At 64.4% G+C, this 19,540-nt stretch carries 18 protein-coding genes and 1 riboswitch; of the genes, 17 read left to right on the top strand and 1 reads right to left on the bottom strand.

Translation table 11 applies throughout. The features are described from left to right. The first annotated feature begins 24 nt into the window (after positions 1-24). The 4 genes from ASG25_RS17380 to ASG25_RS17365 all read left to right on the top strand — a co-directional run bounded on the left by ASG25_RS17380 (position 25) and on the right by ASG25_RS17365 (position 5,782). Complete coding sequence (locus tag ASG25_RS17380; RefSeq protein ID WP_062476768.1) at positions 25-465, top strand: ester cyclase; 441 nt, start codon at positions 25-27, stop codon at positions 463-465. Continuing rightward, on the top strand, positions 462-1,217 hold the full coding sequence (locus ASG25_RS17375; RefSeq protein WP_062476765.1) for an SDR family oxidoreductase: 756 nt from the start codon (positions 462-464) through the stop codon (positions 1,215-1,217). The genes ASG25_RS17380 and ASG25_RS17375 overlap by 4 nt, the downstream gene beginning before the upstream one ends. Positions 1,218-1,384: 167 nt before the next feature. Then, the gene (locus ASG25_RS17370; protein ID WP_156379818.1) at positions 1,385-2,635 is read left to right on the top strand and encodes an efflux RND transporter periplasmic adaptor subunit; all 1,251 of its coding nucleotides are present in this window, start codon (positions 1,385-1,387) and stop codon (positions 2,633-2,635) included. 9 nt (positions 2,636-2,644) lie between these two features. After that, the gene (locus tag ASG25_RS17365) at positions 2,645-5,782 is read left to right on the top strand and encodes an efflux RND transporter permease subunit (RefSeq protein ID WP_062476759.1); all 3,138 of its coding nucleotides are present in this window, start codon (positions 2,645-2,647) and stop codon (positions 5,780-5,782) included. Between the two features lie 40 nt (positions 5,783-5,822). Here the strand turns inward: ASG25_RS17365 and ASG25_RS17360 are convergent, their stop codons facing one another. After that, positions 5,823-6,542, bottom strand: a complete 720-nt coding sequence (locus ASG25_RS17360) for a YoaK family protein (RefSeq protein ID WP_062476756.1) — start codon at positions 6,540-6,542, stop codon at positions 5,823-5,825. A 159-nt stretch (positions 6,543-6,701) separates the two neighbouring features. On the opposite strand from ASG25_RS17360, the gene ASG25_RS17355 reads away from it, so the two are divergent. The 13 genes from ASG25_RS17355 (at position 6,702) to thiD (ending at position 19,482) form a co-directional block, all read left to right on the top strand. After that, positions 6,702-8,225, top strand: coding sequence for an ABC transporter substrate-binding protein (locus tag ASG25_RS17355; RefSeq protein WP_062476753.1), 1,524 nt, complete (start codon positions 6,702-6,704; stop codon positions 8,223-8,225). Between the two features lie 163 nt (positions 8,226-8,388). After that, the gene (locus tag ASG25_RS17350) at positions 8,389-9,336 is read left to right on the top strand and encodes an ABC transporter permease (protein ID WP_062476750.1); all 948 of its coding nucleotides are present in this window, start codon (positions 8,389-8,391) and stop codon (positions 9,334-9,336) included. Beyond that, positions 9,333-10,211 carry an ABC transporter permease gene (locus tag ASG25_RS17345; protein WP_082480299.1) on the top strand — a complete coding sequence of 293 codons (879 nt, stop codon included), beginning with the start codon at positions 9,333-9,335 and terminating at the stop codon, positions 10,209-10,211. The genes ASG25_RS17350 and ASG25_RS17345 overlap by 4 nt, the downstream gene beginning before the upstream one ends. Further along, the gene (locus ASG25_RS17340) at positions 10,211-11,191 is read left to right on the top strand and encodes an ABC transporter ATP-binding protein (protein ID WP_062476747.1); all 981 of its coding nucleotides are present in this window, start codon (positions 10,211-10,213) and stop codon (positions 11,189-11,191) included. Before ASG25_RS17345 ends, ASG25_RS17340 begins: the two co-directional genes overlap by 1 nt. After that, entirely contained in the window at positions 11,188-12,192 is a 1,005-nt protein-coding gene (locus ASG25_RS17335; RefSeq protein WP_062476744.1) for an oligopeptide/dipeptide ABC transporter ATP-binding protein, read from the top strand. The genes ASG25_RS17340 and ASG25_RS17335 overlap by 4 nt, the downstream gene beginning before the upstream one ends. Before the next feature lie 10 nt (positions 12,193-12,202). Then, complete coding sequence (locus ASG25_RS17330; protein WP_062476741.1) at positions 12,203-13,591, top strand: amidase; 1,389 nt, start codon at positions 12,203-12,205, stop codon at positions 13,589-13,591. 158 nt (positions 13,592-13,749) lie between these two features. Continuing rightward, on the top strand, positions 13,750-14,289 hold the full coding sequence (locus ASG25_RS22855; RefSeq protein ID WP_156379799.1) for a hypothetical protein: 540 nt from the start codon (positions 13,750-13,752) through the stop codon (positions 14,287-14,289). 204 nt (positions 14,290-14,493) lie between these two features. Continuing rightward, entirely contained in the window at positions 14,494-14,892 is a 399-nt protein-coding gene (locus tag ASG25_RS22850; protein ID WP_156379798.1) for a hypothetical protein, read from the top strand. 422 nt (positions 14,893-15,314) lie between these two features. Beyond that, positions 15,315-15,418: riboswitch (TPP riboswitch) on the top strand. 115 nt (positions 15,419-15,533) lie between these two features. Next, positions 15,534-16,328 (top strand): ABC transporter permease, encoded by a 795-nt coding sequence (locus ASG25_RS17325; protein ID WP_062476738.1) that lies wholly within the window; start codon positions 15,534-15,536, stop codon positions 16,326-16,328. Beyond that, positions 16,328-17,269 (top strand): ABC transporter substrate-binding protein, encoded by a 942-nt coding sequence (locus ASG25_RS17320; RefSeq protein ID WP_062476735.1) that lies wholly within the window; start codon positions 16,328-16,330, stop codon positions 17,267-17,269. The genes ASG25_RS17325 and ASG25_RS17320 overlap by 1 nt, the downstream gene beginning before the upstream one ends. Beyond that, complete coding sequence (locus ASG25_RS17315) at positions 17,266-18,018, top strand: hydroxyethylthiazole kinase (RefSeq protein WP_062476732.1); 753 nt, start codon at positions 17,266-17,268, stop codon at positions 18,016-18,018. The genes ASG25_RS17320 and ASG25_RS17315 overlap by 4 nt, the downstream gene beginning before the upstream one ends. Then, the gene (thiE, locus tag ASG25_RS17310) at positions 17,987-18,685 is read left to right on the top strand and encodes a thiamine phosphate synthase (RefSeq protein WP_062476728.1); all 699 of its coding nucleotides are present in this window, start codon (positions 17,987-17,989) and stop codon (positions 18,683-18,685) included. The genes ASG25_RS17315 and thiE overlap by 32 nt, the downstream gene beginning before the upstream one ends. Next, positions 18,682-19,482 (top strand): bifunctional hydroxymethylpyrimidine kinase/phosphomethylpyrimidine kinase, encoded by an 801-nt coding sequence (gene thiD, locus ASG25_RS17305; RefSeq protein WP_062476724.1) that lies wholly within the window; start codon positions 18,682-18,684, stop codon positions 19,480-19,482. Before thiE ends, thiD begins: the two co-directional genes overlap by 4 nt. Positions 19,483-19,540 lie beyond the last annotated feature (58 nt).

The following is a 19,540-nucleotide window of genomic DNA, read 5'->3' as shown; positions in this document are numbered from 1 at the left end:
TCTGGGGCGAAGCGGAGATTCGTCATGACAGGCACCGAACTTTCCCGACTGTATCGCGAGTATATCGATTGTCTCAACCGGCAGGCCTGGTCCGAGCTGGGGGATTTCGTCTGCGACGATGTCCGGCACAATGGTCGTCCGATCGGCGTCGGCGGCTATCGTGCGATGCTCGAGACGGACTTCCGGGAGATCCCCGATCTCGCCTTTCGGATCGTCCTTCTGGTCGCCGATCCGCCCGTCGTCGCCAGCCGGCTTGCTTTCGACTGCACACCGAGCGGCATGTTCCTGGGGTTGCCGGTCAACGGGCGGAGGGTCCGGTTTTCGGAGAATGTCTTTTACACCTTTCGCGACGGCCGGATCGAAGAGGTCTGGTCGGCGATCGACAAGGCGGCGATCGAGGCGCAAGTGTCATTTGCCGCGGCGCCGGGCCGCACATCCATCCAGAAGACGGAGATCCGCCGATGAGCCTCGATCTGTTCGACCTGACCGGTCGTCGTGCGCTGGTCACGGGATCCTCGCAGGGGATCGGCCTGGCGCTGGCCCGCGGATTGCAGGCAGCCGGTGCGGAGGTGGTGCTCAACGGACGCGATGCGACAAAGCTTGAGGCTGCGGTCGCGGCTGTGCCAGGTTCCCTGAGCCTTGGCTTCGACGCAACCGACCATCATGCGGTGCGGGCTGCCATCGACAGGTTCGAGGCACAGACGGGGCCGATCGACATCCTCGTCAACAATGCCGGCATGCAGCATCGGGCGCCGCTCGAAGATTTTCCGCCCGAGGCCTTCGAACGGCTGCTGCAGACCAACATCGCCAGCGTCTTCCATGTGGGCCAGGCCGTGGCGCGACATATGATCGCACGTGGTGCCGGCAAGATCGTCAACATCGCCAGCGTTCAGGCTGCGCTCGCCCGTCCATCGATTGCGCCCTACACCGCAACGAAGGGCGCCGTGGCCAATCTCACCAAGGGAATGGCGACGGACTGGGCGCGCTATGGGCTCCAGTGCAACGCGATTGCGCCCGGCTATTTCGAGACGCCTCTCAATGCAGCGCTGGTCGAAGACCCGGATTTCTCGGCCTGGCTCGGCAAGCGCACGCCCGCGGGACGGTGGGGGCAGGTCGAGGAACTGGTCGGCGCCTGCGTGTTCCTTGCCTCGGCCGCATCCTCTTTCGTCAACGGCCATGTCCTCTACGTGGACGGCGGCATAACCGCCTCGCTGTGACGCCGGAAAGGGCACCGGAGCCCCTGGCCCGCCGGGGAATAAAAAATATCAGGGATCACTGAAGATTGCCGCATTCATGGGGATGTCTGATGCGCGCATCGGCCTATGTCCGTTCCGTCGCCTCCGGAGATTTCCACGTGTCCCACATCCGCCTTGTCCTCCCCGCAATGGTTTTCGGTGCGCTCCTGGCGCTTGCCGGCTGCAATGAGAAGACCGAGCAGAAGCCTGCAAACGCACCGGCGGCAAAGCCGGAGGTCAGCGTGATGTCGCTGCACCCGACCTCGGTCGCCATCACGGCGCTGCTGCCCGGACGCACTGCCGCATCGCTGATCGCCGAAGTGCGGCCGCAGGTCGGCGGGATCGTGCGCAAGCGAAACTTCCAGGAAGGCGGATCGGTCAAGGAGGGCGACGTGCTCTACGAAATCGATCCCGCGACCTACCAGGCGGCTTACGACAGTGCGGTGGCAGCCGTCGCCAAGGCCAATGGCGCGGTTCCGAGCGCCCAGGCAAAGGTCGAGCGTTACCGGGGTCTCAGCCGCAGCGACGCGGTCAGCCAGCAGGATCTGGACGAGGCGCAGGGCGCTCTGGCGCAGGCAAACGCCGACGTTGCCTCGGCAAAGGCCGCGCTCGAGACGGCGCGCATCAATCTCGACTACACCAAGATCCGTGCCCCGATCGGCGGTCGCGTCGGAGCCTCGACCGTGACCGTCGGGGCGCTCGTAACCGCCGACCAGACCACATCGCTGACGACGATCCGCCAGATCGACCCCATCAATGTCGATGTGACGCAGTCGAGCGCCAACCTCCTGAAGCTGCGACGCGCGATCGAAGACGGGCGTCTGAAGACGACGGGGGCGAATGTCAGCGTCAAATTGAAGCTGGAAGACGGATCCGATTATGATCAGACCGGCCGGATCGAGTTTCTTGATGCTGCGGTCGAGGAGACCACGGGGTCGGTGACCGTCCGCGCGGAATTTCCCAATCCCGAACAGCTCCTCCTGCCGGGCGTCTATGTCCGCGCGATGATCCAGGAGGGCATTCGCCAGAACAGCTATCTGGTGCCGCAACGGGCCGTGTCGCGCAACACGAAGGGCGACGCGACGGCAAAGTTCGTGATGCCGGATGGCAAGGTCGAGGAACGCGTGCTGAAGGTCGATCGCAGCATCGGCAACAGCTGGCTCGTGGCCGACGGCATCAAGGACGGCGAACGGGTCGTCGTCGAGGGCTACCAGCGCGTCCGGGCCGGGCAGGAGGTGACGACGTCCGACGTCATCGTCAACGACGCGACAGGCGAACTCGAGCAGGCCTCCAAGGAGACGGGCGGAACCGCAAAGCCCGTCGATGTCTCGGCCGCCGAGCCTGTCGCCACAACGCCGGGCACGGATGCAGCCGCGGCGCCCGCCGCATCGAAGAACTGAGGTCGCACCATGTCGCGTTTCTTCATCGGCCGGCCGATCTTCGCCTGGGTCATCGCCATCTGCATCATGCTGGGAGGCCTCCTCGCGATCACCACGCTGTCCATCTCGCAGTATCCGCAGATTGCCCCGACATCGGTGCGGATCAGCGCCAACTATGCCGGAGCGGATGCACAGACGGTCGAGAATTCGGTGACCAAGGTCATCGAGCAGGGCATGACCGGGATCGACAATCTCGATTACATGACCTCGACCTCGCAATCGACGGGTTCGGCGACGATCTCGCTCACCTTTACCAATGCGGCCGACCCGGATGTCGCGCAGATGCAGGTGCAGAACAAGCTCCAGCTTGTCGAGTCGCAGCTGCCGCAAAGCGTGCAGTCGAGCGGCATCACGGTCGCCAAGGCCTCCACCGGCTTCCTGATGGTTGTTGCCCTGGTTTCCACCGACAACAGCCTCTCCTCGCTCGACCTGTCCGACTATATCGACAGCACGCTCAACGACACGATCAAGCGCGTGCCCGGCGTCGGCGACACCCGCATCTTCGGCTCCGGCTATGCGATGCGGATCTGGCTCGATCCCGACAAGCTGGTCAAATACAACCTCATGGCGAGTGATGTTTCGAACGCCATCGAGGCGCAGAACACGCAGGTGTCCGCGGGCCAGCTCGGCGGCCTGCCGCAGCGCAAGGGCCAGCAGCTGAATGCGACCGTCACTGCCAAAAGCCGGCTGCAGACGCCCGAGCAGTTTGAAAACATCATCATCAAGAGCCAGCCGGACGGGTCGCTGGTGCGCCTGAACGACGTCGCCCGCGTTGAACTCGGCGCGGAAACCTACGATACGTCCGGCATCTACAACGGCAAGAACGCGTCCGGCCTTGGTGTCTATCTGGCGGCCAACGCCAATGCGCTGGACACGGCAGAGGCCGTGACGAGCGCCATCGACAATCTGCGCGAGACGCTGCCACAGAATGTCGAGGTGGCCTATGCCAACGACACCACGCCCTTCGTCAAGCTGTCGATCAAGGACGTGATCAAGACCCTGATCGAGGCGATCGTGCTGGTCTTCGTGGTCATGCTGGTGTTTCTCCAGAGTTTTCGCGCCACGCTCATCCCCACGCTGGCGGTGCCCGTCGTGTTGCTCGGCACGTTCGGGGTGCTCGCGGCCTTCGGCTATTCGATCAACACGCTGACCATGTTCGCCATGGTGCTCGCCATCGGCCTTCTGGTCGATGACGCCATCGTCGTCGTCGAGAATGTCGAGCGCATCATGGAGGAGGAGGGGCTCGAGCCGCGCGAGGCGACCATCAAGTCCATGAACGAGATTACCGGCGCGCTGGTCGGCATCGCCACGGTGCTCTCGGCCGTGTTCATCCCGATGGCCTTCTTCTCCGGCTCGGTCGGCATCATCTATCGCCAGTTCTCGGTGACCATCGTCTCGGCCATGGTCCTGTCCGTCGTCGTCGCGCTCACGCTGACGCCGGCGCTCTGTGCCACCCTCCTGAAGAAGCCGAAGGAGGGCGCCAAGAAGAAGGGCCTCTCAGGTGTCTTCAACAGGGGCTTCGACCGCACGACGAACGGGTATCAGCGCAGCGTTTCCGGCATGATCCGTCGACCCTTCGCCTTCCTCGTCGTGTTCCTCCTGATCATCGGCTCCGTCGTCTATCTCTTCAACCGGTTGCCGAGCTCGTTCCTGCCGGAAGAAGACCAGGGCATTCTCATCACCAGCGTCCAGCTGCCGCCCGGCGCCACGCAGGACCGCACCCTCAAGGTGATGAAGCAGGTCACGGACTATTACCTCAACCAGGAAAAGGACTATGTCGACGGCGTCTTCGGCGCTGCCGGCTTCGGCTTCGGCGGGCAGGGTCAGAATGTCGGCCTGACATTCGTGCGCCTGAAGGGCTTCGATGTGCGCACCGATCCCAGGGGCAGCGCATCGGCCATCGTCGGCCGGGCGCGAAAGGCATTCTCGAAGATTCAGGACGGTTCCGTCACCGCGCTGGCTCCGCCTGCCATTCCCGGTTTCGGCAACTCCGGCGGCTTCGACCTCCACCTTCAGGACATCAACGGCGAAGGTCACCAGGCGCTGATCGCCATGCGCAACAAGCTGCTGGCCGCAGCCGGGCAAAGCCCGCTGTTGCAGGGAACCCGTCCGAACGGCCAGGAGGATCAGACGCAGTATCAGGTGAACATCGACCAGGAAAAGGCGAGCGCCCTCAATCTCAGCCTGTCCGATATCGATGCGACGCTGTCCACGGCCTGGGGCGGAAAGTACATCAACGATTTCATCGATCGCGGTCGTGTGAAGCCTGTCTATCTTCAGGGCGATCAGGATTACCGCATGCAGCCGGAAGATTTCGACGCCTGGTATGTCCGCAACGCCGACAATGCCATGGTGCCGTTCTCCGCCTTTGCGGGCGGCAGCTGGTCGTTCGGCTCGCCGCGTCTGGAGCGCTACAATGGCGCGTCCGCCGTCGAGATCCAGGGCTCGGCCGCACCCGGCGTCAGCTCCGGTGACGCCATGAACGCGATCGACACGATCATGGCCGAGCAGGGGGCGGGCTTTGCCCATGAATGGACGGGGCTGTCGGCGCAGGAGCGGCTGTCGGGCAGCCAGGCAACGCAGCTGTACCTGATTTCCGGTCTTGTCGTCTTCCTGGCGCTGGCTGCCCTGTACGAAAGCTGGTCGATCCCGTTCGCCGTCATGCTGGCCGTGCCGATCGGCATCTTCGGAGCGTTGTTTGCCGCCACGATCATGGGGGAATCCAACGACGTCTACTTCAAGGTCGGGCTGCTGACGACCATCGGGCTCGCGGCGAAGAATGCGATCCTGATCGTCGAATTCGCCATGGAGCAACAGGCGCAGGGCAAGGATCTCGTCTCGGCGACGATGGAAGCGTCCCGCCAGCGGCTCCGGCCCATCCTGATGACGTCGCTCGCCTTCATCCTTGGCGTGATGCCGCTCGCCATTGCGAGCGGTGCCGGATCGGGTGCGCAGAACTCCATCGGCATCGGCGTCATGGGCGGCATGATCGCCGCGACCTTCATCGGCATCTTCTTCATTCCGCTGCTGTTCGTGACCGTGCGCCGCCTCTTCAAGGGCCGCCGCTCGCAGCCGAGCAAGGAGGCGCCGGCACAGACCGCGACCTGACGTCGAGCCAGCCAGGCCACAGGCCCGTTCGGTGGGACGTTCAGCCGGGCTTTCTGCGGGCACGGCGCAGCGCGTGCAGCGCGATCGCCATGAGGAGAAGGGCGGCCGCCAGGAGCAGCCCGCCGCCGATCGCCTGATAGATCAGCACGCCGAGGACTCCGCCGCCGAAGAAGGCGGCGATCGTGGCGATATGCAGACGCAGCTTTGCCCGGTTGTCGACCGCGTCCGCGGGAACCGCGCGGCCCCGCAGGATGTCGATGGCAATCGCGATTTCGATGCCGATGTCGGTCGCCATGCCGGAGACATGGGTGGTCCGGATGCGGGCATTGGAGATGCGCGTCACCGTGGCGTTCTGCAGTCCCATGAGGAAGGCAAGGCCGAGGACCAGCATCTCGACGCGCCATTCCGCCGTGACGAAGAGATCCGCAAGGCCGAGCGGCGCGAGAAGCAACGCTTCCACGAGAATGCATCCGGCATAGACGCCATTCCTGCCGCGTCGCTGTCCGGCATTCACGATCAGCGAGGATGCTGCCGACCCGAGGATGAAGACGAGCACGATCGAGAGATAGAACAGGCTCGCTCGACCGTCCTTCGTCGCGACATGATCCGACAGCGCTGAGACGTTGCCGGTCATGTTGGCGGCGAAGAATCCGATCGCGTAGAAGGCCGTGGCGTTGAGCGCGCCGGCAACGCCGGCCAGCCAGCAGGCGAGATGGACATCGATACGTTCGTTGCGCGCCGCGCCCTGGTGGATCAGCATGCGGCCATATTGCCTCTGCGGCCTTGTGCGAAGACGGAGCGTCGGAGTGGCAGCGGCAGCGCAAGCGTGCAGTGCCGCATTTTTCCGTTGTGCACCGCCGTTCCGAATGCCACACTTCCATGACGTTGGTCTCAAATAGGGCCGAGCAGGGAGACGAGCATGATGCGTTTCGACATGAGCCGAGCCACGCGGATCCGTGCGATCCTCGGCAGTCTCGCCCTTTCCACGGCGCTGCTCTTCGCCTCCGGCGGTGCCTTTGCCGCAAAGACCTCCCTCGTCCTCGGCATGACCATCGAGCCCCAGGGGCTCGACCCGACGGCCGCTGCACCCGTCGCCATCGGACAGGTCACCTGGCAGAACGTGTTCGAGGGGCTCGTGGCCATCGATCGGGAGGGCAAGGTGGTGCCGCAGCTTGCCAAGAGCTGGGTGATCTCGCCCGACGGGCTGACCTATACGTTCAAACTGCAGGAGGGCGTGACCTTCCATGATGGCGAGACGTTCGACAGCGCCGTCGCCAAATTTTCGCTCGATCGCGCCCGTGGACCGGACTCGACCAACGGGCAGAAGCGCTTCTTTGCCGCGATCGACACGATCGAGACGCCCGATGCATCGACCCTGGTGCTGAAGCTCAAGAAGCCGCAGGGAAGCCTGCTCTACTGGCTCGGCTGGCCCGCCTCCGTCATGGTCGGCCCGAAGAGCGCCGCCGAGGACAAGACAAAGCCCGTGGGCACGGGACCCTTCACCTTCGTCCGCTGGACCAAGGGCGACCGCGTGGAACTGGCCGCCAATCCGGACTACTGGAACAAGGCGGTCAAGGTTCGTCTGCAGACGGTGACCTTCCGCTTCATTCCCGATGCCCAGGCGCAGGCTGCCGCGTTGAACACGGGCGGCGTCGATGCCATTCCGGAGTTTGCCGCGCCCGAACTGATGGAGAGTTTCAAGGACAAGCCCGATCTCGTCACCGTGATCGGCAATACCGAGCTCAAGGTCGTCGCCGGCATGAACAATGCGCGCAAGCCCTTCGACGACAAGCGCGTCCGCCAGGCGCTGATGATGGCGATCGACCGGCAGACGGTGATCGACGGAGCCTGGTCTGGCCTCGGCACCGCCATTGGCAGCCACTATACGCCGAACGATCGCGGCTATGTCGATCTGACGGCCAAGCTTCCCTACGATGTGGACAAGGCGAAGGCCCTTCTGGCGGAAGCGGGCTATCCCGAAGGGGTTGCCTTCACGATCAAGACGCCGCAGATGGCCTACGCGCCGCGCAGTGCGGAGGTGATGCAGGCGATGCTGGCCGAGATCGGCGTGACCATGACCATCGAGCCGACAGAGTTTCCGGCCAAATGGGTCCAGGACGTGCTGAAGGCCGCCGATTACGACATGACCATCGTCGCGCATGCCGAGCCGATGGACATCGACATCTATGCTCGCGATCCCTATTACTTCAACTACAAGAACCCCGCATTTTCGGCGATCATCGACAAGGTCGAGGCGACCACCGACCCGGCCGAGCAGGATGCGCTGTATCAGGATGCGCAGACGATCCTCGCCGAGGACGTGCCCGCCCTGTTTCTGTTCGTCATGCCCAAGCTCGGTGTATGGAATGCCAAGTTGAAGGGTCTCTGGGAAAACGAGCCCATTCCGTCCAATGTGCTGAGCGAGGTCTATTGGGAGGAATGAGGACGAGCACTCGCTGCGTGACGGAGGTTCTAAAGGCGAGGGCGAAATCGGCCATGCGGGCGCACGGTGCGGGCCGGGCTGTGCTGCAGCCCATCGCCCAGACCGTCTCTTCGGCTCCGGGGCGCGGGCGCGCAGCCTGCCTCGGCCCGTGTCGGAGCCCCCGATGACCGGTCTCATCCTGCAGCGTATTCTCAGTCTTGTCCTGACGCTCCTTGCCGTTTCCGCTGTGATCTTCCTCGTCATGGATGTCCTGCCGGGCGATCCCGCAGCCATCATGCTCGGAACGTCGGCAACGCCCGAGACGCTGGAAGCGCTGCGGCGGGAGCTCGGGCTCGATCAGCCGCTCGTGCTGCGTTATCTCGCCTGGCTCGGCGGCGTGGCAACGGGCGATCTTGGCACGTCCTATACCTATGGGGTTCCCGTTGCCGGATTGATCGCCGAGCGCCTCGCGGTGACGCTGCCGCTGGCCGTCTTCGCGATCCTGCTTTCGGTGGGTATCGCGCTTCCGCTCGGGGTCGTCTCGGCCGCCCGGCGCAATGGCCCCGTGGACTACGCGGCCGGCCTCCTGTCGCAGATGTTCATCGCGGTCCCCGGTTTCTGGGTGGGACTCCTCCTGGTGCTGGTCTTCTCCGTGTCGCTCGGCTGGGTCCCTTCCGGCGGCTTTCCCGGTTGGCAGGCGGGGCTGGCACCGGCTCTCGGAGCGCTGGTCTTGCCGGCGATCGCTCTCGCACTGCCGCAGGCGGGCGTGCTGACCCGGGTCACCCGCTCGGCCGTGATCGAGGTGATGAACGAGGATTTCGTGCGCACCGCGCGCGCCAAGGGCCTCCCACGCCGACAGGCCCAGTGGCGCCATGCGGTGCCCAATGCGCTGGTGCCCGTGGTCACCATTCTCGGGCTGCAGTTCACCTTTCTGATCGCCGGCGCGGTGCTGGTCGAAAACGTCTTCAATCTGCCGGGTCTCGGGCGTCTTGCCTTGCAGGCTTTATCGCAGCGCGACATCATCGTGATGCAGGATGTCGTCTTGTTCTTCGCCGCGCTGGTCATCGTCATGAATTTCGTGGTCGACCTGTCCTATCTGGCGCTCGATCCGCGCCTGCGGACACGCGCATGAGCGGGGTGCCACCGCCGTCCGCCCCCCGGCGGGTCCGACCTGTGGCCACGGCCCTGCGACAGGGCCTTTCCCGAGGGCCTCTCTGGATCGGCGGTCTCCTGATCGGCTTCATCGGGGCGGTCGCCTTGCTTTCGCTCGTGTGGACGCCCCTGCCACCGGGCAAACTGCAGATCGTGCAGAAGCTCAAACCCCCGTTGGCACAAGGGCTTCTCGGGACCGATCACCTTGGCCGCGACGTGGCCTCCATGCTGATGGTCGGCGCCTGGAATTCGCTGTCGATCGCGGTGCTGGCCGTTGCCATGGGCGCCTTTGCCGGGACGCTTCTCGGCGTCGCGGCCGCGGCCCGGCGCGGCTGGTTCGAGGCCATTGCGATGCGCGCCAACGACGTGATCTTCGCGGTTCCCCCCATTCTCTCGGCCATGATGCTCGGCGCGCTTCTCGGCACCGGCCGCTTCACGGCGATCATCGCCATCTCCGTGTTCATGGTGCCGGTCTTTGCCCGGGTGACGGCCAGTGCAGCGCGGCAGGTCTGGTCGCGCGATTACGTGCAGGCCGCACGCGGAGCGGGCAAGGGCGGCATCCGGATCACGATCGATCATGTCCTTCCCAATATCGCCAACCAGATCATCGTTCAGGCGACCATCCAGCTCGGCCTTGCGATCCTTACGGAGGCAGGCCTGAGTTTCCTCGGCCTCGGCATGGCGCCCCCGGCGCCGACCTGGGGGCGGATGCTCGCCGATGCCCAGACCTATCTCGGCCGCGCGCCGTGGCTCGCCATCCTGCCGGGTCTTGCCATCGCCCTGACCGTGCTCGGTTTCAACATGCTCGGCGATGGTCTGCGCGATCTTCTCGATCCGCGTGAAAGGAGCCGGTGATGGACGAGCCGTTGCTCCGGATCGAGGATCTCGCCATCTTCATCGATGGGCCCGACGGCGGGCGGCAGGCGATCGTTGCCGATATGGCCCTGACGCTGGCGGCCGGGGAGACGCTCGGCATCGTCGGGGAGAGCGGATCGGGAAAGTCCCTTCTGTCGCTTGCCGTCATGGGGCTTCTGCCCGCCGCCGTGCACGCAACCGGGCGCATTCTGCTGGAGGGCCGCAATCTCCTGGCGATGGGGGATGACGCTCTCTGTTCCGTGCGCGGCCGGCGCATCGGCATGATCTTTCAGGAGCCGCTGACGGCGCTCAATCCGGCCATGACGGTGGGGGACCAGATCGCCGAGGGGATGGTGATCCAGCAGGGGCTTTCCTGGCGGGCGGCGCGACAAGAGGCGATCGTGCTGCTCGACCGCGTGCGGATGCCGGACGCCGCGCGCCTGTCGAAAACCTATCCGCACGCCCTCTCTGGCGGCCAGCGCCAGCGGGTGGGCATCGCCATCGCGCTGGCGATGAAGCCCGCGCTCATGATCGCGGACGAGCCGACGACGGCGCTCGATGTGACGGTGCAGGCGGAGGTGCTGGATATTCTGGACGATCTCCGGCGCGACGCCGGCATGGCCCTCATCCTTGTCAGCCACGATCTCGGCGTCATCGCCCGCATGTGCGCACGCACCCTCGTTCTCTACGCCGGCCGGCGAATGGAGGAAGGGGCGACCCGCGACGTTCTGACGAAGCCTCTGAACCCCTATACACGCGGTCTGCTGCGCGCCGTTCCTCGACGCCAGCCCGAGGGCGGGCGGCTGCAGACGATTCCAGGCACCGTACCCTCCTTCGCCGCGCGCCCGGCCGGCTGCTGCTTCTCCGACCGTTGTCCCGACCGGATCGACGCCTGCCATGCGGACGAGCCGCCCTGGACGCGGGCGACGCCCGGCCGTGGTGTCCGCTGCATCCGCGCGCATGGGGAGAGGGCGCCGTGATCGAAACGCCGCTTCTCGATATCCGCGATCTGTCGCGCGACTATGCCGGTGGCGGGCCCTTCACCGGCCGGCACGTGACCCGCGCGCTCGACGCGGTCAGCATGACGGTGCAGCGCGGCACGATCCACGGGATCGTGGGCGAGTCCGGCTGCGGGAAGTCGACCCTGGCGCGTCTGGTGATGGCGCTCGACCGGCCGACTTCCGGCCGCGTCCTGTTTGAGGGCGAGGATCTGTTCGCCCTTCCGGCGCGGGCGCTGAAACGCAGGCGGCGGGACTTCCAGATGGTGTTCCAGGATCCGTTCGGCTCGCTCGACCCGCGACAGACGGTCGGTCGGATCGTGGCCGAGCCACTGCATGTGCTGGACGGAAAGCCGGGGCGGGCCGAATGCCGGGACAGGGTTGCGGCGATGCTCGAGGCCGTCGGCCTGTCTGCGGATCATGCCGCGCGATATCCACATGCGTTCTCCGGCGGGCAGCGCCAGCGGATCGCGATTGCCCGCGCGCTGATCACCGAGCCGAAGCTGGTCGTTGCCGACGAAGCGGTGTCCGCGCTCGATCTCTCCGTTCAGGCGCAGGTGCTGAACCTGCTGATGGACTTGCGCGACCGGCGCGGTGTGACGATCCTCTTCATCACCCACAATCTTGCCGTCGTGGACGCGGTGGCCGACCGGGTGGGCGTGATGTATCGCGGGCGCCTGGTGGAAAGCGGACCGGCGCAGGCCGTGTTCGCGCGACCGCTGCATCCCTATACGCGGCTGCTGGCCGAGGCCGAGCCGGACGTCACCCGGTTCGGTCGGCCCGACCGCGCGCCTCTGACGGTTTCGACGGCGATCGATCTCGATGTCGGCTGCAGCTTCCGCAACCGCTGCCCGCTCGCCGTCGCGCGGTGTTCCACGGAGCGACCGGACCTGCGCGTCCTTCGTGACGGCGCAGACATGCCCGACCGGCAGACCGCCTGCCACCGGGCAGAGGTTCTGCTGGAAACGGAGACAGCCGGATGATGGAGACGATATGACCGACCTTCTCGACGCCACCATCGTGCAGTTGCGCGCCCGTTTTGCCGATCTTTCCCTGACGCCATCGGACTATTGGCAGGCCGTCGAGGCGCGGATCGCCGCGTTCGAGCCCTCCATATCCGCGCTCTACGCCTATGACCCGGAGGCGGCACGCGCGCAGGCCGCGGCGTCCACCGCCCGCTGGCGGAAAGGCGAACCGCTTGGCGCGCTCGACGGCATTCCCGTGACGCTCAAGGAGCTGATCGCCACGGAGGGCACGCCTGTGCCGCTCGGCACCGCCGCCACCGTGCTGAAACCCGCGGAAGCGGATGCGCCGGTCGCCGCGCGACTGAGAGAGGATGGCGCCGTCCTCTTTGCCAAGACCACCTGTCCGGACTACGGCATGCTCTCCTCCGGCCTGTCGAGCTTTCATCCCCTGAGCCGCAATCCCTGGAATACGGAGATGAACCCCGGCGGATCAAGCGCCGGTGCGGCTGCGGCCGGTGCCGCGGGTTACGGTCCTCTGCACATCGGCACGGATATCGGCGGGTCGGTCCGCCTGCCGGCCGGCTGGACGGGGCTCTTCGGTTTCAAGCCCAGCAACGGCCGTATCCCGATCGACCCCTATTATGTTGGCCGTTGCGCCGGACCGATGACGCGCACGGTGGAAGACGCCGCCTTTGCCATGGCCACGCTCTCGCGGCCGGACCAGCGGGATGCCACAAGCCTGCCGCCGGACACCATCGACTGGATGGACCTCGACATCGACATCAGGGGCATGCGGATCGGCGTGATGCTGGATGCCGGCTGCGGTCTTGAAGCCGAGCCGGAGGTCAAGGCCGCTGTTCTGACTGGGGCCCGGCACTTCGAGGCGGCAGGGGCCGAGATCTTCGACGTCGGGCCAATCCTGACGCGGGCGATGCTGGATGGTCTCGACCATTTCTGGCGAGCGAAGTTCTGGGGCGATATCCGGGATCTCCCATCCGAACGCCGGGCGGCGATCCTGCCCTACATCTATGCCTGGGCAGAGAAGGGCGCCGCGGTCACCGGCGTCGACGCTGTCGCAGGATTCGGGCAGACGATGGAAATGCGCAGGGCCGCTGCCCGTCTTTTTTCGACCGTAGATGCGGTCATCTCGCCCACCAATCCGATCGTTTCCTATCCGGCCGAATGGGCCTCGCCGACCAATGATCCGGAGCGGCCGTTCGAGCACATTGCCTTCACCGTCCCATGGAACATGTCGGAACAGCCGGCGGCGTCGATCAATGCGGGATTCTCCATCTCCGGCCTGCCGATCGGCCTGCAGATCGTAGGCCCCCGTTTCGCCGATCTCAAGGTGCTGCAACTGTCGAAGCTGTTGGAAACGATGACCGGCGGCATCCGGCACTGGCCGCGTCCGGGCTGAAGCGCGCCTGCGGGCTTGCAAGGCAGGCTTGCGGGGTTTCGGGAAACGTCATCACCCACGGGTTTTTGCCGCGAGCACACTGTACTTCCCAATATCAGAGAATGTCAGGCCCCTGATTGTGTGGCATAGAGGTTTCGCCACTTTAGAGACATCTAATTATGCCGCACGAAACCATTTTCTACCGGAATACCATCAACGATTTATCGCATTTGGACCAACGGTCTTATGACTTTTCGTGGACCGAGCCTGATTATCCGCCCTTCCAGTTTAAGGTATGGGTGCGCTACAGCCCGCATTGTTACTCTCGACAGGTTGATCCTGATGAAGCAGGTCCTGATGATGTGCTCGTGTATGATCCGCATCACACCCGGGTGTTCTGCCCTGAGCGGTACATCGAAACGCCAAGGCTTGTCGAGATCATCAACTCAGTGATGTCAAAGCCCACGACAAGGGTAAGTACAACTACCAAAGGAAACCAGCACGTTTTCCAGCTATTCATTCGTAACGGATCATCGCAGCGGTATTGCGTCTTCTTCAGCCTGAAAAACTCGGACGTTCAGCCGATAGACGGCTCATCCCATTATCTCGACGCACATATCGAAAGTGCCTATGTGAAGGATGAGAGAGTAGGGGTTGTGACATCAATGCCGTTTGGAAGACTGGCACATCACACGAAGAAAAATATCCGATACCGCTAAAAAAGGCGGGGGACGGTTTGTGCCGCCCCCCATATGGTATCCTCGACTAAGTCAAACTCCTAAGAGCCCACAGCCATAAGCAAGTGACCGGAATTAACCGACGACATCCGCACTATCAGTCTCTACGCGAGAAACCTCAGTCGATCTGTGCAGACGCGGAAATATGTATGCTGGAAATGCCATAATGTCAATATGTGGCAATTAATGGCAATCAAAACCAATGCGCCCACGACAATCCCGCAACTGTTGACTCATATAGGAAATCTTTTTCCTGCTGTAGCCGCCATTAGCCGGAAAAAAATTGCAGCATCCGCAATTGCTTTACCTGCACAAGCGCTCCGGTCATCATGCAGCAAACGTGAGGTTGTCCGCATGAATGAAATCGTCGCTCGTCTTGCTTGGTCATCGACCCGTCGCCGATGCGCCTCTACGGGCATGGTCATCGGCATCTTCATCGCCCTGTTCATTCCCGGATTTGGGATTACATCAAGTGGCGGGGCGATATCAGGTAGAGGCGTGGCGCTCATCGTCTTCGCTTTAATCGGCTGGCTTATCGGACGATCCATTGGCGTTGAAGTCGAAGAGCGTAAGAAGCGGCTCTGATCTCACCTGCTTTGTCTCTGTGATACTGATCAATGGCAATCGACCCTGAAGTTTAACATTACATTAGAGGTCTCTATCAAGGGATCAAAACCTATAGAAAGGCATCATAGCATCATAGCAGAGAATCGAGACGGAATGCGTCGTCTTGAGGAAGAAGTGAAGCGAAAGCAGCAGAAAATTACCGATTACCATGATGGATTTAGCATTTTTTCGGGAAAATGAATTTAAAAAATGATTTTAAATTCTGTTGTTATACAAAATCATTTCGAATTACTGCAACTTCCTGTCTTTAGGCTTTAAACGGCGTGTTCAGTCGAGAGCAAAATGAGCACTAAAATGAGCAGTTTCAGACTGATGGGCGAGGGCGTACAGCTCCTCAGCACAAGGGTGTTGACAAAAACCCCATTGTTTTCATAGGTTAGCGGCATTCCGACGGGTGTCCTTCAAGGGGCTGAGATGGCGAAAGCCGAACCGTTATGAACCTGATCCGGGTCATACCGGCGTAGGAACGGAAAACAGGTGTCCACCCACGGCCCTTTCTCTCTTCTCCGCTCGCCTGGATCTCCGTCGCCGATGTGGAGATCGCTCATGCTGCCGCCCGTTTGTCCGCTTTTCCCGCCGCATCAGGTGAACGGCTAGCCGTGCGCGCCCTGCATGCGGCCCTGGGGCTCGGTGTGTTGGTGCTGCTGTGGCAGGCAAGCACGACCGCATTCTCGCCACCGGCCTATCTGCTGCCGTCGCCGCTGGCGGTTGTCGCGGTGTTTCGCGACCAGCCCGCCTTCCTGATGGCGCAGAGCCTCGTGACCCTTTCGGAAATCCTGATCGGGCTCGTGGCCGGTGCGGCCCTCGGCGCGGGAACGGCGTTCGTGCTTGCGGCGCATCCGCGCCTCGGACCGTTCGTCTGGCCGACGATTCTCGTTCTCCAGGCGCTGCCGGTTTTCGTGCTTGCACCGATCCTCGTCGTCTGGCTCGGCTTCGGCATGGCGTCCAAGGTCGCGATGACGGTGCTGATCATCTTCTTCCCCGTCGCCTCCGCCTTTGCGGACGGGTTGAACCGGACGGAGCGGGACATCGTGGACGCGGTGTCGCTGACGCAGGCCACGCACTGGCAGGCTCTGGTGTCGGTGCGCGCACCGCTCGCGCTTCCAAGCCTCGTCTCCGGCCTGCGGGTCGCCGCGCCGCTGGCGCCGCTCGGGGCCGTGGTCGGCGAGTGGGTCGGGGCGTCGGCCGGCCTCGGCTTCGTCATGGTGCAGGCCAATGCCCGCATGCAGACCGCGACCGTCTTTGCCGCCATGGCGGTGCTGGCCCTCATAACCCTCATCCTGCGCCTGCTGGTCGATATCCTCACGTCTCGCCTCGCACCCTGGGCGCGCGAGAGCGACCCCCCGCGGCTGGCCACCAAATCCTTTGAAACCGTCTCATCCTGGAGATCTTGATGATCCGCCTTCTCGTCGCGACGATGCTCGCCATGACCGGTCTTCTGACCACCTCCGCTCAAGCCGCCGACAAATTGACCGTGCTGCTCGAATGGTTCGTCAATCCTGACCACGCACCCCTGGTGATCGCGCAGGAAAAGGGGCTGTTTGCCAAGGCCGGGCTCGATGTCGAGCTCGTGCCGCCCGCCGACCCGTCGGTCGTGCCGCGGCTGGTCGCGGCCAAGCAGGCGGATATCGGCATCCACTACCAGCCCAATCTCTACCGTGACCATGACGCGGGCCTGCCGATCGTGCGGTTCGGGACCCTGGTCGAAACACCCTTGAACACGGTGACGGTTCTCGCCGACGGGCCGATCAAGAGCCTGAAGGATCTGAAGGGGCGCAAGGTCGGGTATTCGGTTTCGGGTTTCGAGGACGTGCTGCTGCAGCGCATGCTGGCGTCTGCAGGGCTCGGAAAGGACGATGTCGACCTCGTCAACGTCAACTTCTCCTTGTCGCCGTCGCTCATTTCCGGGGCCGTCGATGCCACGATCGGCGGATATCGCAATTTCGAGCTGACCCAGATGAAGCTCGAGGGTCATCCGGGACGCGCCTTCTTCCTCGAGGAGCACGGCATCCCGACCTATGACGAACTCGTCTTCGTCACGCATCGGGATCTCCTTTCGGACGACCGTCTGCCGCGCTTCCTCGCCGCCGTCGAGGAGGCCTCCATCTTTCTCACCAACCATCCGGACGAGGCCTGGGCCGTGTTTGCCAAAGCCTATCCGAACCTCGACGACGAGCTGAACCGCACCGCCTTTTTCGACACGCTGCCACGGTTCGCCAAGCGTCCCGCGGCGCTCGACACGGGCCGCTATGCCCGCTTCGGCGCCTTCATGAAGGATGAGGGCTTGATCGCGAAAGCGCCGGATGTCGCCGACATCGCCGTGGAGCTGAAATGACCGGTCTCAGTGCACAGATCGCTGCGGATATCCTGGCGCGGGTGCGGCAGGCGCGTCCGCGCGTCCACTGTCTGATGAACACCGTGGTCCAGAAGTTCACGGCCGACGGCATTACGGTCATCGGTGGCCTGCCCTCGATGACCGGGTCGCTCGAAGAGGTCGAGAGCTTTGTTGCCCGCGCGGATGCGCTGACCGTCAATCTCGGCACGCTCGACGCGGAACGGCGTGCGGCGATCCGGCTCGGCGTCGCGGTGGCGCGGGCACAGGGCAAACCCTGGATCGTCGATCCCGTCCATTGCGATTACTCGCCGTCCCGGCTCGCTTTCGCACAGGAGCTGATCGCGCTTCGCCCGACCGTCGTGCGCGGCAATCGCGCCGAGATGGCGTTGATCGGCGAGACGCCCGGCATCCTGCGGATCGTGACCGGTCCGGTCGATCGGCTGCAGGTCGGCCATTCCTGCGTGGAGATCGCCAACGGACATCCCTTCATGGCGCAGGTCACCGGCACAGGCTGCCTCTCGGGCGGCGTCATCGCAGCCTTTCTCGCCGCCGAGCCCGATGCGCTGGTGGCGGCCGGTTCCGCCCTCGCGGTCACCGGCGTCGCGGCCGAACGGGCAGCGTCGCGGGCACAGGGTCCCGGCACCTTCGCGCCACTGTTTCTCGACGCGCTCGCCGCCGTCGGCGAGGCCGACATTCTTCCTCTTGCAAGGATCCACCATGACCAGCATGACCTCATCGGGCGTCGATAATCGCCTCAACGCGATCGTCGATGCATCGCTCGCCGACATCGCGCCTCTTCCGGACCTCGCACGGGCCGCCGCCCGGAATGGCGCAACCCTGATCCAGTATCGCGACAAAACGGCATCGACGCGCGTCATGGTCGAGCGGGCGACGTCCATCCGGGAGGCGCTTGCCGGCACGGGCGTTGCCTTCGTCGTCAACGACCGGGTGGACGTGGCGCTCGCAGCCGGTGCGGACGGGGTGCACCTCGGTGCCGACGACATGGATGCGGAGACGGCACGGCGTCTGCTGGGCGGGACGGCCATCATCGGGCTGACCGTGAAGACGGAAGCCGATGCGGACCGTGCGGGTCGAGCGCCCGCGACCTATGCCTGCATCGGCGGCGTGTTCGAGACCCTTTCCAAGGTCAATCCGGATCCGCCGGTCGGGCTTTCCGGGCTCCGCACCTTGCGCGAAGCGATCCGCCGCCTCAGCCCCGATCTGCCTGTCAGTGCCATCGCCGGGATCGATCTGGCACGGGTGCCGGAGGTCATTGCCGCCGGCGCCGACGGTGTCGCGGTGATCTCTGCAATCTTCAGGTCCGGTGACATTGGGGGAGCGACCCGGTCGTTCCGCTCGGCGGTGGATGCCGGGGTGGAGGCTGGACGGGAGGCCAGGCTGGGGGCCGCCCGATGACCGCCGTTGCCCTGACCATTGCCGGCTCCGACAGCGGAGGCGGCGCCGGCATTCAGGCCGACATCAAGACGTTTTCCGCGCTTGAGACCTTTGCCACGAGCGTCATCACCGCGGTGACGGCGCAGAACACGACGGGGGTTACGGCGGTCGAGGACATTTCGTCCGCACTGATCGCCGCGCAGATGGCGGCCATCTTTGCCGACATGGATGTGCGGGCGCTGAAGATCGGCATGGTGTCGCGGGCCGAGACCATCGAGACGATCGCTGCGGGTCTTGCCGGGTTTGCCGGGCCTGTGGTCCTCGACCCCGTCATGGTCGCGACCTCGGGCGATCGGCTGCTGCGGGAAGAAGCGATCGACGCTTTGCGGACCGTGCTCGTGCCCCGCGCGGCGATCGTGACGCCGAACCTTCCGGAAGCGGCGCTGCTCACGGGAACGCCGGTCGCACAGGACCGGACGGGCATGACGCAGCAGGCTGAGGCGATCCTGAAAGCCGGCGCCGGGACCGTGCTCATCAAAGGCGGGCATGGCGACGGGCCGGAAAGCGTCGACCTCCTGTTCGACGGCAACAGCGTGCGGACCTTTGCCGCACCGCGGATCGCAACGCGGAACGATCACGGCACCGGCTGTACGCTGGCGGCCGCCATCACGGCCCACCTCGCACGGGGCTATGACATCGTCGAGGCGATCAGCCTGTCGAAAACCTATCTTCACCAGGCGCTGGAAGCCGGGCGTGGCCTGTCGATCGGCAAGGGGCGCGGCCCGGTGCACCATTTCTACCGGTGGTGGCCGGCGTGACGACCCTTGCTGACCGGCCCGCGCCGGGCGGCCCGAGCCCGCGTGGCTCGGCCAAAGA

It is taken from the genome of Rhizobium sp. Leaf384 (assembly GCF_001424065.1).
Lineage (GTDB): Bacteria > Pseudomonadota > Alphaproteobacteria > Rhizobiales > Rhizobiaceae > Ferranicluibacter.
This window is presented reverse-complemented; position numbering and strand designations above follow the sequence as displayed.

Bases quoted from the DNA above. Each gene is read 5' to 3' on its own strand.
- thiD (WP_062476724.1), top strand. From the start codon at position 18,682: ATGACCGCCGTTGCCCTGACCATTGCCGGCTCCGACAGCGGAGGCGGC.
- ASG25_RS17320 (WP_062476735.1), top strand. From the start codon at position 16,328: ATGATCCGCCTTCTCGTCGCGACGATGCTCGCCATGACCGGTCTTCTG.
- ASG25_RS17360 (WP_062476756.1), bottom strand. From the start codon at position 6,542: ATGCTGATCCACCAGGGCGCGGCGCGCAACGAACGTATCGATGTCCAT.
- ASG25_RS17340 (WP_062476747.1), top strand. From the start codon at position 10,211: ATGGACGAGCCGTTGCTCCGGATCGAGGATCTCGCCATCTTCATCGAT.
- ASG25_RS17375 (WP_062476765.1), top strand. From the start codon at position 462: ATGAGCCTCGATCTGTTCGACCTGACCGGTCGTCGTGCGCTGGTCACG.
- thiE (WP_062476728.1), top strand. From the start codon at position 17,987: ATGACCAGCATGACCTCATCGGGCGTCGATAATCGCCTCAACGCGATC.
- ASG25_RS22850 (WP_156379798.1), top strand. From the start codon at position 14,494: ATGGCAATCAAAACCAATGCGCCCACGACAATCCCGCAACTGTTGACT.
- ASG25_RS17365 (WP_062476759.1), top strand. From the start codon at position 2,645: ATGTCGCGTTTCTTCATCGGCCGGCCGATCTTCGCCTGGGTCATCGCC.
- ASG25_RS17370 (WP_156379818.1), top strand. From the start codon at position 1,385: ATGGTTTTCGGTGCGCTCCTGGCGCTTGCCGGCTGCAATGAGAAGACC.
- ASG25_RS17315 (WP_062476732.1), top strand. From the start codon at position 17,266: ATGACCGGTCTCAGTGCACAGATCGCTGCGGATATCCTGGCGCGGGTG.
- ASG25_RS17330 (WP_062476741.1), top strand. From the start codon at position 12,203: ATGACCGACCTTCTCGACGCCACCATCGTGCAGTTGCGCGCCCGTTTT.
- ASG25_RS17345 (WP_082480299.1), top strand. From the start codon at position 9,333: ATGAGCGGGGTGCCACCGCCGTCCGCCCCCCGGCGGGTCCGACCTGTG.
- ASG25_RS17350 (WP_062476750.1), top strand. From the start codon at position 8,389: ATGACCGGTCTCATCCTGCAGCGTATTCTCAGTCTTGTCCTGACGCTC.
- ASG25_RS17355 (WP_062476753.1), top strand. From the start codon at position 6,702: ATGATGCGTTTCGACATGAGCCGAGCCACGCGGATCCGTGCGATCCTC.
- ASG25_RS22855 (WP_156379799.1), top strand. From the start codon at position 13,750: ATGCCGCACGAAACCATTTTCTACCGGAATACCATCAACGATTTATCG.
- ASG25_RS17380 (WP_062476768.1), top strand. From the start codon at position 25: ATGACAGGCACCGAACTTTCCCGACTGTATCGCGAGTATATCGATTGT.